The sequence below is a fragment of the Lutispora thermophila DSM 19022 genome (genome assembly GCF_900142105.1).
GTDB lineage: Bacteria > Bacillota > Clostridia > Lutisporales > Lutisporaceae > Lutispora > Lutispora thermophila.
On sequence record NZ_FQZS01000039.1, the window covers coordinates 1 to 15,545 of the forward strand.

14 protein-coding genes, 1 pseudogene and 1 other annotated feature are annotated in these 15,545 nt (G+C 38.3%); all 15 genes and pseudogenes read right to left on the reverse strand.

Annotation, left to right across the window (positions count from 1 at the left end; all coding sequences use genetic code 11):
- Positions 1 to 76, reverse strand: a pseudogene (locus BUB48_RS18990) (GTP-binding protein); the annotation flags it as partial.
- A gap of 124 nt (positions 77 to 200) precedes the next feature.
- The gene (fusA, locus tag BUB48_RS16610; protein ID WP_073027893.1) at positions 201 to 2,267 is read right to left on the reverse strand and encodes an elongation factor G; all 2,067 of its coding nucleotides are present in this window, start codon (positions 2,265 to 2,267) and stop codon (positions 201 to 203) included.
- 81 nt (positions 2,268 to 2,348) lie between these two features.
- Positions 2,349 to 2,819, reverse strand: coding sequence for a 30S ribosomal protein S7 (gene rpsG, locus BUB48_RS16615; protein WP_073027896.1), 471 nt, complete (start codon positions 2,817 to 2,819; stop codon positions 2,349 to 2,351).
- A 120-nt stretch (positions 2,820 to 2,939) separates the two neighbouring features.
- Positions 2,940 to 3,314 (reverse strand): 30S ribosomal protein S12, encoded by a 375-nt coding sequence (gene rpsL / locus BUB48_RS16620; RefSeq protein ID WP_073027898.1) that lies wholly within the window; start codon positions 3,312 to 3,314, stop codon positions 2,940 to 2,942.
- A 67-nt stretch (positions 3,315 to 3,381) separates the two neighbouring features.
- Entirely contained in the window at positions 3,382 to 3,627 is a 246-nt protein-coding gene (locus tag BUB48_RS16625; protein WP_073027900.1) for a ribosomal L7Ae/L30e/S12e/Gadd45 family protein, read from the reverse strand.
- Between the two features lie 84 nt (positions 3,628 to 3,711).
- Positions 3,712 to 7,287: a DNA-directed RNA polymerase subunit beta' gene (rpoC, locus tag BUB48_RS16630; protein WP_073027903.1), complete on the reverse strand. Its 3,576-nt coding sequence runs from the start codon at positions 7,285 to 7,287 to the stop codon at positions 3,712 to 3,714.
- A gap of 20 nt (positions 7,288 to 7,307) precedes the next feature.
- On the reverse strand, positions 7,308 to 11,291 hold the full coding sequence (gene rpoB, locus BUB48_RS16635) for a DNA-directed RNA polymerase subunit beta (protein ID WP_073027907.1): 3,984 nt from the start codon (positions 11,289 to 11,291) through the stop codon (positions 7,308 to 7,310).
- A 501-nt stretch (positions 11,292 to 11,792) separates the two neighbouring features.
- Complete coding sequence (gene rplL, locus BUB48_RS16640) at positions 11,793 to 12,173, reverse strand: 50S ribosomal protein L7/L12 (protein WP_073027909.1); 381 nt, start codon at positions 12,171 to 12,173, stop codon at positions 11,793 to 11,795.
- A 20-nt stretch (positions 12,174 to 12,193) separates the two neighbouring features.
- The gene (gene rplJ, locus BUB48_RS16645) at positions 12,194 to 12,697 is read right to left on the reverse strand and encodes a 50S ribosomal protein L10 (RefSeq protein ID WP_073027912.1); all 504 of its coding nucleotides are present in this window, start codon (positions 12,695 to 12,697) and stop codon (positions 12,194 to 12,196) included.
- 35 nt (positions 12,698 to 12,732) lie between these two features.
- Positions 12,733 to 12,853 (reverse strand) — a sequence feature (ribosomal protein L10 leader region).
- A gap of 9 nt (positions 12,854 to 12,862) precedes the next feature.
- Positions 12,863 to 13,558 carry a 50S ribosomal protein L1 gene (gene rplA / locus BUB48_RS16650; protein WP_073027915.1) on the reverse strand — a complete coding sequence of 232 codons (696 nt, stop codon included), beginning with the start codon at positions 13,556 to 13,558 and terminating at the stop codon, positions 12,863 to 12,865.
- 51 nt (positions 13,559 to 13,609) lie between these two features.
- Entirely contained in the window at positions 13,610 to 14,035 is a 426-nt protein-coding gene (gene rplK, locus BUB48_RS16655) for a 50S ribosomal protein L11 (RefSeq protein WP_073027918.1), read from the reverse strand.
- Positions 14,036 to 14,083: 48 nt separating this feature from the next.
- Positions 14,084 to 14,605, reverse strand: coding sequence for a transcription termination/antitermination protein NusG (gene nusG / locus BUB48_RS16660; protein ID WP_073027920.1), 522 nt, complete (start codon positions 14,603 to 14,605; stop codon positions 14,084 to 14,086).
- 150 nt (positions 14,606 to 14,755) lie between these two features.
- Positions 14,756 to 14,959 (reverse strand): preprotein translocase subunit SecE, encoded by a 204-nt coding sequence (gene secE / locus BUB48_RS16665; protein WP_073027923.1) that lies wholly within the window; start codon positions 14,957 to 14,959, stop codon positions 14,756 to 14,758.
- A gap of 21 nt (positions 14,960 to 14,980) precedes the next feature.
- Positions 14,981 to 15,130 carry a 50S ribosomal protein L33 gene (gene rpmG, locus BUB48_RS16670; protein WP_073027926.1) on the reverse strand — a complete coding sequence of 50 codons (150 nt, stop codon included), beginning with the start codon at positions 15,128 to 15,130 and terminating at the stop codon, positions 14,981 to 14,983.
- Positions 15,131 to 15,462: 332 nt separating this feature from the next.
- The coding region (locus BUB48_RS17875) for an EF-Tu C-terminal domain-related protein (protein ID WP_456298940.1) at positions 15,463 to 15,545 on the reverse strand (83 nt) is incomplete at its 5' end.

A 15,545-nucleotide genomic window follows, 5' to 3' on the forward strand; every position in this document is an offset into this window, starting at 1 on the left:
TTTTACCATGGTCAACGTGTCCAATGGTTCCTATGTTTACATGGGGTTTGGTTCTTTCAAATTTAGCCTTTGCCATTTCTTATCTTTTCCTCCTTGTATCCCAATTATAATTCAACACATTTTCTTTACTGTCATAAGTTTAAAAATAAGTATATTCATAGTTCGGATGAGAATATATCCAACATCCGAACTATTCTAATTTATTTTTCTAGTACTTTCTCGGCAATATTCTTTGGAACTTCCTCAAAGTGACTCATTTCCATTGAATATACGCCTCTACCTTGAGTTCTTGATCTCAAATCAGTAGCATATCCGAACATTTCAGCCAGCGGCACATATCCTCTTATTACCTGAGCTCCCATTCTGGCTTCCATACCTTCTATTCTGCCTCTTCTTGAGTTAATGTCTCCAATTACATCTCCCATATATTCTTCAGGCACTGTAACTTCGACTTTCATTATGGGTTCCAGTAAAACTGGATCCGCTTTTTTCATACCTTCCTTGAAAGCCATTGATCCAGCTATCTTGAAGGCCATTTCTGATGAGTCCACTTCGTGATATGAACCATCGTATAATGTTACCTTCACATCGATAACATTGTATCCACCAAGAACACCATTTTGTAAAGCTTCTTCTACACCGGCCTGAACAGCAGGTATATATTCCTTTGGTATGACACCACCTACGATTTTGTTTACAAACTCAAAGCCGGTGCCTGGTTCTTTAGGCTCAATTTCAAGCCATACATGACCGTATTGTCCTTTACCTCCGGACTGTCTTACAAACTTGCCTTCAGCCTGAACCTTTTTCTTAATGGTTTCCTTATAGGCAACCTGCGGTTTTCCAATATTGGCTTCAACTTTATATTCTCTGAGCATTCTGTCAACTATTATCTCAAGATGAAGTTCACCCATACCTGCGATTATTGTCTGACCTGTTTCAGGATTTGTATATGTTCTGAAAGTAGGATCTTCCTCCGCAAGTTTTGCTAGTGCTATTCCCATCTTATCCTGTCCTGCTTTTGTCTTTGGCTCTATTGCTACATTTATAACAGGCTCAGGGAATTGCATGGACTCAAGTATTATAGGTGAATCTTCCAAGCATAGTGTATCACCGGTAGTTGTATCTTTGAGTCCTACAGCAGCAGCAATGTCTCCTGCGTAGACCTCTTTTACTTCCTCCCTGTGATTTGCATGCATCAGAACTATTCTTCCTATTCTCTCTCTTTTACCCTTTGTAGAGTTGTAAACATAAGAACCTGCTTCTACTTTTCCAGAGTATACTCTGAAGAAAGCCAGTTTTCCTACATAAGGGTCAACCATTATCTTGAATGCTAAGGCTGAGAAAGGTTCATTATCATCAGCTTTTCTTATCATCTTCTCATCGCCGTCAATGTTGGTACCTTCAACAGGTGGTATATCCAATGGTGAAGGCAGATAGTCCACTACTGCATCCAATACCAACTGTACTCCCTTGTTCTTATAGGATGAACCACAAAGAACGGGAACCAATTTGTTAGCTAATGTACCTTTTCTGATGGCAGCCTTTATCTCCTCGATGGTTAACTCTTCACCTTCAAGGTACTTCATCATCAACTCTTCATCATTATCTGAAGCAGCTTCTATCAAATTCTCTCTATACTCTTGGGCTAAATCCATCATATCTTCAGGTATCTCAGTCTCTTCAATCTCTTTGCCCAAATCATCTTTGTATATTTCTGCTTTCATTGTTACAAGGTCAATGATTCCTATGAAGTCATTTTCCTTGCCTATGGGTAACTGAATGGGTACAGCATTACATTTAAGTCTCTCTTTCATCATCTCAACAACTCTGTAAAAATCAGCACCCATTATATCCATTTTATTTACATATGCAAGCCTCGGTACATTGTATTTATCAGCCTGTCGCCAAACTGTTTCGGATTGAGGCTCAACTCCACCTTTTGCACAGAATACAGCTACTGATCCATCGAGAACACGCAGTGACCTTTCTACCTCAACAGTAAAGTCCACGTGCCCCGGCGTATCTATTATGTTTATTCTGTGACCCTTCCATTGAGCAGTAGTTGCCGCAGAGGTAATAGTTATACCTCTCTCTTGCTCCTGCTCCATCCAGTCCATAGTAGCAGAGCCTTCATGTGTCTCACCAATCTTGTGAGTTCTGCCTGTATAGTACAGGATTCTCTCTGTAGTTGTCGTCTTCCCTGCATCTATATGGGCCATTATTCCTATATTTCTAGTCTTTTCTAACGGAAATTGCCTAGGCACTAATATCCTCCTCTCTATAGCAAGAATCACTTATATGTTTCCCAATAATATCAGCATTACACAATACTTTGTAATTTATAATTACCATCTGTAATGTGCAAAAGCCTTGTTAGCCTCAGCCATCTTATGAGTATCTTCTTTCTTCTTGACGCTGGAGCCTACATTATTGGCAGCATCCATGATTTCTCCTGCCAATCTTTCTCTCATTGTTCTTTCTCCTCTATTTCTTGCGTATTCGATTATCCATCTCATACCTAATGCCTGTCGTCTGTCAGGTCTTACTTCAACAGGCACCTGATAGGTTGCACCACCTATTCTTCTTGCCTTAACTTCCAAAACAGGCATTACATTGTTCATAGCAGTCTCAAATACTTCTAGAGGATCTTTACCTGTCTTTTCTCTTATTATGTCAAAAGCACCATAAATTATTTTCTCAGCTACGCCTTTTTTGCCATCATACATGACATTGTTTATTAGCTTTGAAACTATTTTGCTATTGTATATTGGATCAGGTAAAACATCTCTTTTTGGAACATGTCCTTTTCTTGGCACTTTGCTTCCCTCCTTAACAATTAATTATTCATCGGTACTCGGCATTGTCTAAAACATGATGCCGTTGTGCGCAAAATATATATATACACAGCTAAGCTGTGGTATAATTTCCGCACAATATTATTTCTTAGGTCTCTTAGCACCGTATTTTGATCTGCCTTGCTTTCTGTTAGCAACTCCAGCAGCATCCAGGGTTCCTCTGATTATGTGGTATCTTACACCAGGCAAATCCTTAACCCTGCCTCCTCTGATAAGCACAACAGAGTGCTCCTGTAGGTTATGCCCTATACCAGGAATATAGCCTGTAACTTCTATTCCGTTTGAAAGTCTTACCCTGGCAATCTTTCTCAAAGCAGAGTTAGGCTTCTTAGGAGTAGTAGTTTTTACTACCATGCATACCCCTCTCTTCTGTGGAGACTCTTCTAGTGCCGGTGCTGTTGATTTGTAAGTTACTTGCTGTCTGCCCTTTCTAACCAACTGGTTTATAGTAGGCATCAAATACACCTCCTCGTGTTTATTTTATTTATTAAAAACAAGCCCCTTCTATTTGAAGGGGCTTATCTTAACCTTTTAGTATGGAAGCACATGAAGCATTAACATCAATGCCGCATGCTTCTCCAAGTTTCTTCATTGTGTCTATTTGCACAATTTCAATATCTTTTCCCCTGCATTCTTCCAATATACTGTTTTTTATTGGTTCATCCGCATCATTTGCAAGATAGACTATATTAACAGTTCCATTCTTAATTGCTTTTAAAGTTTGCTTCAACCCAATTATCCTTTTTTTTGAGGACCTCAATCTTTCCATATTTATCTCCTCCTCATTTTATAAAAGAATATTGGTTCTTAACATACCTATTAATTTTATATTATCAGTATTTTGTTGTCAATACTAATTATTTGAATCTGCCTCAGATTTTTCCTCGTCTTCTTCAACCTTTTCAGCCTCTTCACCTGGCAGTTTAACAGATGTGTCCTTATATATTTTCATCCCTGTTCCTGCAGGTATAAGTTTACCAATTATAACATTTTCCTTCAGACCGATAAGTGGATCTACCTTGCCTTTGATAGCAGCTTCTGTCAATACTCTCGTGGTTTCTTGGAAGGATGCCGCTGATAAGAATGAATCTGTTGCAAGGGATGCTTTGGTTATTCCAAGCAATACTCTCTTACCCGTAGCCTTCTGTCCGCCTTGTTCCTCTATGGCTTTGTTCTCTTCTTCAAATTTAAACATGTCAACCAAGCCACCAGGCAATAAATCAGTATCACCTGCATCATCGATTTTTACTTTTCTAAGCATTTGCCTTACAATAACTTCTATGTGCTTATCAGCTATGTCAACTCCCTGTAGTCTATATACTCTTTGCACTTCTTGCAGCAAATAGGATTGAACTCCTGCTACACCTTTTATTTTCAAAATATCATGAGGGTTAACAGAACCTTCGGTAATTTCGTCACCGGCTTCAATTCTGTCTCCATCATAAACCTTGAGTCTGGAACCATATGGTATAGCATAGGTTCTTGTGTCACCATCGTCTCCTATTACAACTACTTCTTTTTTCTTTTTCGAATCATTTATTTTTACTATACCGGCTATTTCTGATATAGTAGCTAATCCCTTTGGCTTTCTGGCTTCAAACAACTCTTCAACTCTTGGAAGACCTTGAGTTATGTCATCTCCTGCAACACCACCAGTATGGAAGGTTCTCATTGTAAGCTGAGTACCAGGCTCACCTATGGATTGGGCAGCAATGATACCAACAGCTTCTCCAATATTCACCGGATCTCCTGTAGCAAGATTCATACCGTAGCACTTTGCACATACACCATGTTTAGAATGACAGGTCAATACTGATCTTATATAGACCTTCTTTATTCCTGCTTTAACTATCTTGGAAGTCATCTTCTCAGTAATCATGGTATTTTTACTTACCAACACCTCACCGGTTTCCGGATGTATGATATCTTCCATTGCAAATCTTCCGGCAAGTCTATCTTCCAGTTTTTCTATTATCTCGCTTCCATCTTTTATTTCAGTTACATAAATGCCTTCTTCTGTGCCGCAGTCATCTTCTCTTACTATAACATCCTGGCTGACATCAACAAGTCTTCTTGTCAGGTAACCTGAGTCTGCTGTTCTTAATGCAGTATCTGCCAATCCCTTTCTTGCTCCGTGGGTGGATGTAAAGAATTCCAAAACGTTAAGTCCTTCACGGAAATTTGCTTTTATAGGTATTTCAATTATTCTTCCGGAGGTATCAGCCATAAGACCTCTCATACCTGCCAGCTGGCTTATCTGGTTCACGCTACCTCTCGCTCCGGAGTTGGCCATCATGTATACAGGATTTAATCTGTCAAGGTTATCCATAAGAGCCTTCGTAACTTCATCTTTAGTGTTTTTCCAAGTTTCTATTACCCTCTCATACCTTTCTTCATTGGATATGAGACCTCTTCTATACATTTTTTCTATGCTGTCAACCTTAGCATCTGCTTCGGAAAGCAATCTTTTCTTTGCCTCAGGTATGTCTATATCGCTTACTCCTATGGTCACTGCTCCCTTGGTGGAGTAGTAGAAACCAAAGGATTTTATTTCATCAAGGACAATTGATGTCTTTGCTGAACCATGGGTTCTGTAGCATTTGTCTACAATCTTGCCTAGCATTTTCTTATCTATAGGTATAAGATTTCCATCCTTATCTCTTGGGTCATATTCAAGGACAAACTCATTTCCTTCTATGCTTCTATCAACAAATCCAACATCCTGTGGCATAGCCTCGTTGAATATGAATCTTCCTACTGTGTTTTCTACAAGTTTAGATTTTTCAACTCCGTTCACAGTTCTTGTGATTCTGGTTTTAACCATGGCATGAAGATCCACTTCTCCCAATTGATAAGCCATTATCATCTCGTCAACACTGGAGAATATCTTGCCCTCTCCCTTTGCACCAGGCACATGTATAGTCAGATAATATATTCCCATAACCATGTCCTGAGTCGGGCTCACAACAGGTCTTCCATCCTTAGGAGCCAAAATGTTGTTTACTGAAAGCATCAAGAATCTGGCTTCTGCCTGAGCCTCAACGGACAGTGGCACGTGAACCGCCATCTGGTCACCGTCAAAATCGGCGTTATATGCAGTACATACCAAAGGATGGAGTTTTAACGCTCTTCCTTCAACCAATACAGGTTCAAAGGCCTGTATTCCCAATCTATGAAGAGTAGGGGCACGGTTTAAGAGTACAGGATGTTCCTTAATTACTTCTTCAAGCACATCCCATACCTCTGTCTTCACTCTTTCTACCATTCTTTTTGCGCTTTTTATGTTATGAGCCAATCCATCCTTGACCAGCTTTTTCATTACAAAAGGCTTAAACAACTCTAATGCCATTTCTTTAGGCAATCCGCATTGATATAGCTTTAGGTTTGGTCCTACAACTATAACGGAACGGCCTGAGTAGTCAACACGCTTACCCAACAGGTTCTGTCTGAATCTTCCCTGTTTTCCCTTCAGCATGTCGCTCAAGGATTTAAGTGGTCTATTTCCAGGTCCGGTTACAGGTCTACCTCTTCTACCGTTATCTATCAGCGCGTCAACGGCTTCCTGCAGCATCCTTTTTTCATTTCTGACAATTATGTCTGGAGCTCCAAGATCTAAAAGCCTTTTCAATCTGTTGTTTCTGTTAATAACTCTTCTGTATAAATCGTTAAGGTCCGATGTAGCAAATCTTCCTCCATCCAACTGAACCATAGGTCTCAAGTCTGGAGGAATTACAGGAATTACATCCAGTATCATCCATTCAGGTTTATTGCCTGATTTTCTAAAAGCTTCTACAACTTCCAATCTTCTTACAGTCCTAAGTTTCTTTTGTCCTGAACTGTCTTTAAGGTCGCTTCTGAGCTCTTTAGCAAGTTTATCCAAATCTATGGCAGCGAGAAGTTCCTTTATAGCCTCCGCTCCCATTCCTGCCCTAAATCTGTTTCCATATTTCTCTATGGCTTCTCTGTATTCCTTTTCGTTAAGAACTTGCTTTACAGATAGTCCTGTATCCCCTGGATCGATTACAATATATGCAGCAAAATACAAAACCTTCTCTAGGGATCTTGGCGACATATCAAGCAAAAGACCCATGCGGCTGGGTATTCCTTTGAAGTACCATATGTGAGAAACTGGAGCTGCCAATTCGATATGACCCATTCTCTCTCTTCTTACTTTAGATTTTGTTACTTCAACGCCGCATCTATCGCATACTATGCCCTTATATCTTATTCTCTTGTACTTACCGCAGTGGCATTCCCAATCCTTTGTAGGTCCAAATATTCTTTCACAGAACAATCCTTCCTTTTCCGGCTTCAGGGTTCTGTAATTTATGGTCTCCGGCTTTTTTACCTCTCCTTTTGACCATTCTCTTATTTTTTCCGGGGATGCCAAACCAATTTTTAATGATTCGAAGTTATTTAATTCCAACAAGGGCTCTTCTCTCCCTTCCTTTAATAATCTTCCTCAACGTCTTCTTTAGCTTCAGCTTCAATCAGATCATCAATATCCAAATCTAGATCAAAGTCTTCCTCTTCAGCATCTTCATCATAGTCATCATATAAACTTTCTCTTTCCTCCTCAGCTCCACCTCTGTAAGGAAGATTTGAAAGGTTAAGGTCTTCTCTGGTCTCCATTTCATTGCTGAGATCTTCCAGATCATCATCAACGGATTCTTTTATTGTGATTTCTTCATTCTCTTCTGAAAGAACTTTTACATCCAACGCGAGACTTTGAAGCTCCTTTATCAATACCTTAAATGACTCAGGCACACCAGGTTCAGGTATGTTTTCACCTTTAACAATGGATTCATAGGTCTTGACTCTTCCCACAACATCATCAGATTTTACTGTCAAAATCTCTTGAAGAGTATGAGCTGCACCATAAGCTTCAAGAGCCCAAACTTCCATTTCACCGAATCTCTGACCACCAAACTGAGCTTTTCCTCCCAGAGGTTGTTGAGTTACCAGTGAGTATGGTCCTGTAGATCTGGCATGTATCTTGTCATCTACCAAGTGCAATAGTTTCAATATATACATATACCCTACTGTTACCTTGTTGTCGAAATATTCTCCTGTTCTGCCATCTCTCAACTGAATCTTACCTGTCCTATCCAGGTCAACATCTACAAGAGGATTGTCTCCAAAGCTGTCCAACAGTTCTTCAATGTTTTTAATATCATTTAGGTCCGCACTCTTGATTTTTTCCTTAATATCTCCTAACCTCTTATCCAATGTAAAGACTTGATCTTCAAGATATTCATCAATTATTTCCTTATTCTCATCTATATTAAGTTCATAGGATTCATCTTTTTGCTTAGTAAGCAGCTTTTCCTTTATAAACTTTAGCTGCTTTCTTACTTGTATAACTTTGTTTGCTGTCTCCAACGTATCCATTATGTCCTCTTCATTGGCACCATCAAATACAGGTGTAGCTATTTTCCAGCCCAAAGCTTTTGCTGCCAAGCCAAGATGTACTTCCAACACCTGACCTATATTCATACGCGATGGAACTCCAAGAGGATTCAATACTATTTCCAAAGGTGTTCCGTTTGGAAGGAAAGGCATATCTTCTTCGGGAAGAATTCTGGATATAACACCCTTATTACCGTGCCTTCCAGCCATCTTGTCTCCCACAGATATCTTTCTCTTCTGAGCTATATATACCCTCACCAGTTCATTTACTCCTGGAGGCATTTCATCCCCATTTTCTCTGGTGAATACTTTTACATCTACTACTATACCTGCTTCACCATGAGGTACTCTTAGAGAAGTATCCCTTACCTTTCTTGCTTTTTCACCGAAAATAGCCCTTAAAAGTCTCTCTTCAGCAGTAAGCTCTGTCTCTCCTTTTGGAGTTACTTTACCAACTAGTATATCTCCGGTTCTTACTTCTGCTCCAATTCTTATTATGCCTCTTTCATCCAGATCCTTAAGAGCATCTTCGCCTACATTAGGTATGTCTCTTGTTATCTCTTCAGGACCTAGTTTAGTATCACGAGCTTCTGCCTCGTATTCTTCAATATGGATAGAAGTGAATACATCTTCTTTAACCAGTTTTTCACTTATAAGTATAGCGTCTTCGTAGTTATAACCTTCCCAAGTCATAAATCCGATAAGAATATTTCTTCCGAGACCTATCTCACCATAATCTGTAGAAGGCCCATCTGCTATTACCTGGCCTTTCTTCACTATTTCGCCTTTTTTGACAAAGGGGCGTTGATTTATACAGGTACCCTGGTTTGATCTCTTAAACTTCAAGAGTTTATATCTATCTCTGCCGCCATCATCAGTTTTGATGACTATTTCATTGGAGCTGACTTTTTCAACGATGCCGCTGTTCTTTGCAACTATTACTACGCCAGAGTCAATGGCTGCTTTGTATTCCATACCTGTACCTACAATTGGTGATTCAGGTTTAATAAGAGGAACTGCCTGTCTCTGCATGTTAGATCCCATCAACGCACGGTTTGCATCATCGTTTTCAAGGAAGGGTATCATGGCCGTTGCAACAGATACAACCTGTTTTGGTGAAACGTCCATATATTCAACTTCCGATACTGGAACAACCACTATTTCATTTCTTACCCTTGCCGTAACTTTCTTATCTATAAATCTTCCTTCAGCATCAAGAGGTTCATTTGCTTGAGCAACAATGTAGTCATCTTCTTCATCTGCAGTTACATAGACAATCTCATCGGTTACGATCTTATCTCCATTTTCATCAGTTTTAACTTTTCTATAAGGTGCTTCTATGAAACCATATTCATTTATTCTGGCATAGGTACTAAGGCTTCCTATCAATCCTATGTTAGGACCTTCAGGTGTTTCAATAGGGCACATTCTGCTGTAGTGTGAATGGTGAACGTCTCTTACTTCGAAACCTGCTCTCTCTCTTGATAATCCCCCTGGTCCTAAGGCTGACAATCTTCTCTTATGAGTAAGCTCTGCAAGAGGATTTGTTTGATCCATGAATTGAGACAATTGGCTGCTGCCAAAGAATTCTTTGATAGATGCAGCTACAGGCCTAATATTGATAAGTTGTTGAGGTGTAACCACTTCAATATCCTGAATGGTCATTCTTTCCTTAACGACCCTTTCCATTCTGGACAAGCCAATTCTAAACTGATTCTGCAATAGCTCACCAACAGATCTCAGTCTTCTGTTCCCTAAATGGTCAATATCATCAATATTTCCCACATTATACAGAATGTTTAAGTGATAACTGATAGAAGCAACTATATCATCTATCAAAATATGCTTAGGAATGAGATCATTTATTCTTCTTTTTATCTCTTCCTTAATATCAGCCTCAGATTCATATTGATCCATGATTTCCTTCAATATGGTCAGATTTACCATCTCTTTAATATTCAAATCTGAGACATCGAAAGGCATATATTTATTTATGTCAACAACATTATTTCCTACTATTTTTATTGCCTTTCCTTCAGACTGTATGAAAACCTCATTAACTCCTGCATTTTGAATCATTTGAGCTTTTTCTCTTGTTATCTTCTCTCCTGCTTCAGCAAGGATTTCACCAGTACGAGGATCAACAACTTCTTTTTCCAACTTCTGACCACTTAATCTTGAAGCTAGAGATAATTTCTTATTAAATTTATATCTTCCAACCTTTGCTAAATCATATCTCTTAGCGTCAAAAAACAAAGACTCTAAAAGGGATTTGGCGCTTTCAACAGTAGGAGGTTCTCCTGGTCTCAGTCTCCTATATATTTCAATAAGAGCTTCCTCAGTGTTTTTGGTCGTATCCTTCTGAAGAGTAGCTCTTATTCTATCATCTTCTCCAAGCAGATTTTCTATCTGTTGATCGGTACCATATCCAAGAGCTTTTAAGAGGACTGTGATTGGAATTTTTCTTGTTCTGTCTATCCTTACCCATAATACATCGTTGGAATCTGTTTCATATTCCAACCATGCACCTCTATTAGGAATAACCGTTGCCGAATGCAATTTCTTTCCAGACTTATCTATCTGTTGATCATAATAAACACCCGGGGATCTAACCAATTGGCTTACTATAACTCTTTCAGCTCCATTGATTATAAACGTTCCATTATCGGTCATGAGAGGAAAATCTCCCATAAATACTTCCTGTTCCTTTACCTCGTTGGTAGTTTTATTGGCCAGTCTTATTTTTACTTTAAGTGGTGCGGAGTATGTAACGTCTCTTTCCTTGCACTCCTCAACACTATATTTTGGTTTGCTGTCCAAAGAATAATCGACAAATTCCAACACTAAATTTCCTGTATAATCTGTAATAGGGTTAATATCATTAAATACTTCCCTCAGACCTTCTTCAAGAAACCAGTTATAGGAATTCTTCTGGACTTCTATTAGATTCGGCATATCCATGACTTCATCAATGCTTGAGTAGCTCATTCTCTGATTTTTCCCAACAGAGATAGGATGTACCATAAGTCACTCACCCCTTAATAATAAATAAAGTAAAATAGCCAAAAGCTCCCGCATCTGCTTTTGGTCAATAATAAATTTAGCATAGCTATTTTAATATTGCCTTTTTTAGTCAATCTTATACAGCTGTATGCTCAAATATAGTAATTTTTTACACCAATGCAATATATAATATTAACATACCCTCTATTATCTGTCAATAATATAGGATTACTTTTATTGACTTTTTTATTCATTTAATATATCTGTCGATTTTTTCCCGGGAAATATAGGTTATTATGATATTTTTGTGAAAATTGCTTCGAAATTTCTCTGTATCTAATGTCCATTACTTGTCCCTAGTCACTTCTCAGGCAATCCTTCGAAATCCTATTATAACATTCTTGCTCGAAACATAGCATTATTATCAATTCCATTTTTTATAAAACCCGATTCATGGAGTTTGGCCCAAAGTTTATATGTTAAAAGAGCCGCATTTTAAGCGGCTCTTATTTGAAATTAATCTTACTTTATTTCTATTGTTGCGCCAGTTCCTTCGAACTTTGCCTTTATTTCTTCTGCTTCCTGTTTGCTTACGCCTTCTTTGATTGGCTTTGGAGCGCCGTCAACAAGGTCTTTTGCTTCCTTTAATCCAAGACCTGTTATTTCTCTAACAACCTTGATAACCTTAATCTTTTCTGCTCCTGCATTTGCCAATATTACATTGAATTCACTCTGTTCTTCAGCTGCTGGAGCACCAGCTGCTACTGGGCCTGCTGCTACAGCTACAGGAGCTGCTGCAGTTACACCAAATTCTTCTTCAATAGCTTTAACTAATTCTGCCAACTCTAACACTGTCATATTTTTTATTTCTTCTATAAACTTTAAAGTTTTTTCACTTGCCATTTTATTTACCTCCTATTATATTAAGCTTCCGCTTCTTTTTTTTCTTTTATAGAATTCAACATGTATGCAAGGTTTCTTACAGAACCCTGTAATGCACCAAGCAACATAGCGATAAGAACATCTTTTGATGGTAAGTCACCAAGAGCTTTAATAGCTTTGGCATCCATGAGTTTCTTTTCAACATAACCAGCTTTAACTGTCAAAGGTGCCTTTGGGTTATCTTTCAAGAATTGATTGATTGCTTTTGCAGGAGCTACAACATCATCATATCCGAAAACATAACCTACAGTACCTTCAAGGAACTCATCGAGTTCTTCTATTCCAAGCTCTGAAGCTGCTCTCTTAAACAACGTATTCTTGTAAACCTTATAGTCTACGCCTGCTTCTCTGAATCTCTTTCTCAGTTCTGTTACATCTGCAACATTTATGCCTTTATAATCAACTAGCAGCACTGCACTTGCTTTTTCAAGTTTCTCTTTTACTTCTTTTACAACTTGCTGCTTAACTTCTAAATTTCTTGACATGTTTACACCTCCTCATGTTGAGATCATGGGGTCTTTTGATTATACAAAAGACCTCTCCGTAGACATAGAGAGGTCATAATTTCATTTATGATCAAAACCTCGGTAGGAAATTAAGCATTACGCACCTACTGTCTACGGTACTATATTCAATTTCAGTCAGTGTTATTAATCAATAACACGGAGAGGATTGACTTTGATTCCAGGTCCCATTGTGCTTGTAAGAGTAACACTCTTTAAATAAGTTCCCTTAGCAGCTGCTGGTTTTGCCTTTATAATAGCTTCCATCAAAGTCTTAAAGTTATCAACTAGCTTCTCTGTTCCAAAGGATACTTTACCAATTGCTACGTGAACAATACTTGTCTTGTCCACCCTGTATTCAACCTTACCGGCTTTTATTTCTGCAATGGCCTTTGCAACATCAAAGGTTACTGTACCGGATTTTGGGTTAGGCATTAATCCTTTAGGCCCAAGAAGTTTACCCAATCTTCCAACTACACCCATCATGTCCGGTGTAGCAACAACTACATCATAATCAAACCAATTCTCGTTTTGTATCTTTGCAACTAGCTCTTCAGCACCAACAAAATCTGCTCCTGCTGCTTCAGCTTCTTTAGCTTTTTCACCTTTTGCAAATACCAATACCTTTAAAGTCTTACCTGTTCCATGAGGCAATACAACAACGCCTCTTACTTGTTGGTCTGCGTGTCTTGGGTCAACACCAAGCTTAACATGAACTTCTACTGATTCATCAAATTTAGCTTTCGCTGTTTTTAGAACCAGTTCCATTGCTTCTTTTGTATCGTATAGCTTGCCTGGTTCAATAAGCTTTACACTTTCTTGATACTTTTTACCTCTAAACATTTTTCTACCTCCTGGTGGTATAAACGGAAATTATTTTCCTCCCACTTAATATTAATCTTCTACAACTACTCCCATGCTTCTTGCTGTACCAGCTATCATGCTCATTGCAGCTTCTATACTGCCGGCATTTAGGTCAGGCATTTTAAGCTCAGCAATTTCCCTGATTTTCTCTTTGGATATTTTAGCTACCTTATTCTTGTTAGGTGCTCCAGAACCACTTTCAATTCCGGCTGCCTTCTTAATCAATACAGCTGCCGGAGGAGTCTTTGTTATAAAAGTAAAGGATCTGTCTTGGTATACAGTAATAACTACAGGTATGATCAATCCTGCTTGTTTTGCAGTTTTTTCATTGAATTCCTTACAGAAACCCATAATATTAACACCATGCTGACCTAAAGCAGGACCTATTGGTGGTGCTGGTGTAGCTTTTCCTGCAGGAACCTGAAGCTTTACTATTGCAGACACTTTTTTAGCCATAATTGCACCTCCTCTCACGGGTAATTCTATATATAAAATCTAAGTAAGCTATTTTAAAGTCTCAATTTGGGAGAATTGCAATTCAACAGGTGTTTCCCTTCCAAACATTGAAACTAGAACTTTTACCTTTTGCTTCTCGTTGTTTATCTCTAGTATTACTCCTACAAAGTTCTCAAAAGGTCCGGAAATAACCTTAACGCTGTCCCCAACCTTAGCATCAAGCTTAACAGGAATTTTTTCAACCCCTAGGTTTTTTACTTCCGCATCAGTGAGAGGCACGGGCTTGGATCCAGGTCCGACAAAACCAGTAACACCCCTTGTATTTCTTACGACATACCATGATTCATCGGTCATAATCATTTTCACAATAACATATCCGGGAAAGATCTTTTTCTGGGTGATTTTCTTTTTGCCGTTTTTAATCTCAACTTGCTCTTCAACAGGCACCCTAACTTCAAAGATAACATCCTGCATATTTCTGTTTTCTACTATTTTTTCTATATTCGCCTTTACCTTATTCTCATAACCGGAATAGGTATGAACCACGTACCACTTGCCTCTATCTTCCATCAGTAAACAGACTCCGTGTTGAACACGAAGGTCTTTCCTCCTTTTATCTTAATTCATAGGAAAGCATAAACTTCCTTAGGTGTTTACTTTTAGTTATATTAACTTCAAAAATCTTATATCATTGAAATATTATTTGAAAGAAATACTCTTTTATTTTGTCAGGAATATGCTCAAGACTTTACCAAAAGCTAAATCAACAAGCCATAATGCTAATCCTATAATAATTATAGATATCAAAACAACTTCTGTATGCTGTAAAACTTCTTTTCTGCTAGGCCAGCTGACTTTCTTCAATTCAGCTTTTGTCTCTTTAAAATATCTTTTAAAGCTAAACTTCTTAGCTGTATCTGTCATTTTTTACACATCCTTTACAGCCTATTTTGTTTCCTTATGAACAGTATGTTTTCTGCAGAATCTGCAGTATTTAGTCAACTCCAATCTGTCAGGATCATTCTTCTTGTTTTTCATGTTATTGTAGTTTCTCTGCTTGCATTCACTGCACGCTAGGGTTATCTTAACTCTCATTAACCGCACCTCCCAACACTAAGACATATTCATACATACGCAAAAATAGTAATAACATAGCCCAATTCAGACTACCTTAAAAATCTATCATAATTTAATTCCCATGTCAATATTTTGTATCTAACTACTCATTACATATCATAAACGTGATACTAAATATATAATGAGTATTGCCAGATAAGGGATTTTTAATACTCTATAAAAGACCAGGTAAACCTGGTCTTTATTATCAGCAACCAAATTATAAACTCAGAGACTCATTACTCATTTTGTAATTATCGGGCAGGCATTGATTACCTGCCCTGTAAGTAATTTGCTCTCCTAAATTTAAATTATTCTATTATAGTAGCAACAGCACCTGCTCCTACTGTTCTTCCGCCTTCTCTTATAGCGAATCTTAATCCTTCTTCAATTG

Excerpts from the sequence above, each read along its gene's own strand:
- rpsL (WP_073027898.1), bottom strand. The coding sequence starts at position 3,314 with ATGCCTACTATAAACCAGTTGGTTAGAAAGGGCAGACAGCAAGTAACT.
- BUB48_RS16625 (WP_073027900.1), bottom strand. The coding sequence starts at position 3,627 with ATGGAAAGATTGAGGTCCTCAAAAAAAAGGATAATTGGGTTGAAGCAA.
- rpoB (WP_073027907.1), bottom strand. The coding sequence starts at position 11,291 with ATGGTACATCCTATCTCTGTTGGGAAAAATCAGAGAATGAGCTACTCA.
- rplL (WP_073027909.1), bottom strand. The coding sequence starts at position 12,173 with ATGGCAAGTGAAAAAACTTTAAAGTTTATAGAAGAAATAAAAAATATG.
- rplJ (WP_073027912.1), bottom strand. The coding sequence starts at position 12,697 with ATGTCAAGAAATTTAGAAGTTAAGCAGCAAGTTGTAAAAGAAGTAAAA.
- rplA (WP_073027915.1), bottom strand. The coding sequence starts at position 13,558 with ATGTTTAGAGGTAAAAAGTATCAAGAAAGTGTAAAGCTTATTGAACCA.
- rplK (WP_073027918.1), bottom strand. The coding sequence starts at position 14,035 with ATGGCTAAAAAAGTGTCTGCAATAGTAAAGCTTCAGGTTCCTGCAGGA.
- nusG (WP_073027920.1), bottom strand. The coding sequence starts at position 14,605 with ATGGAAGATAGAGGCAAGTGGTACGTGGTTCATACCTATTCCGGTTAT.
- secE (WP_073027923.1), bottom strand. The coding sequence starts at position 14,959 with ATGACAGATACAGCTAAGAAGTTTAGCTTTAAAAGATATTTTAAAGAG.
- rpmG (WP_073027926.1), bottom strand. The coding sequence starts at position 15,130 with ATGAGAGTTAAGATAACCCTAGCGTGCAGTGAATGCAAGCAGAGAAAC.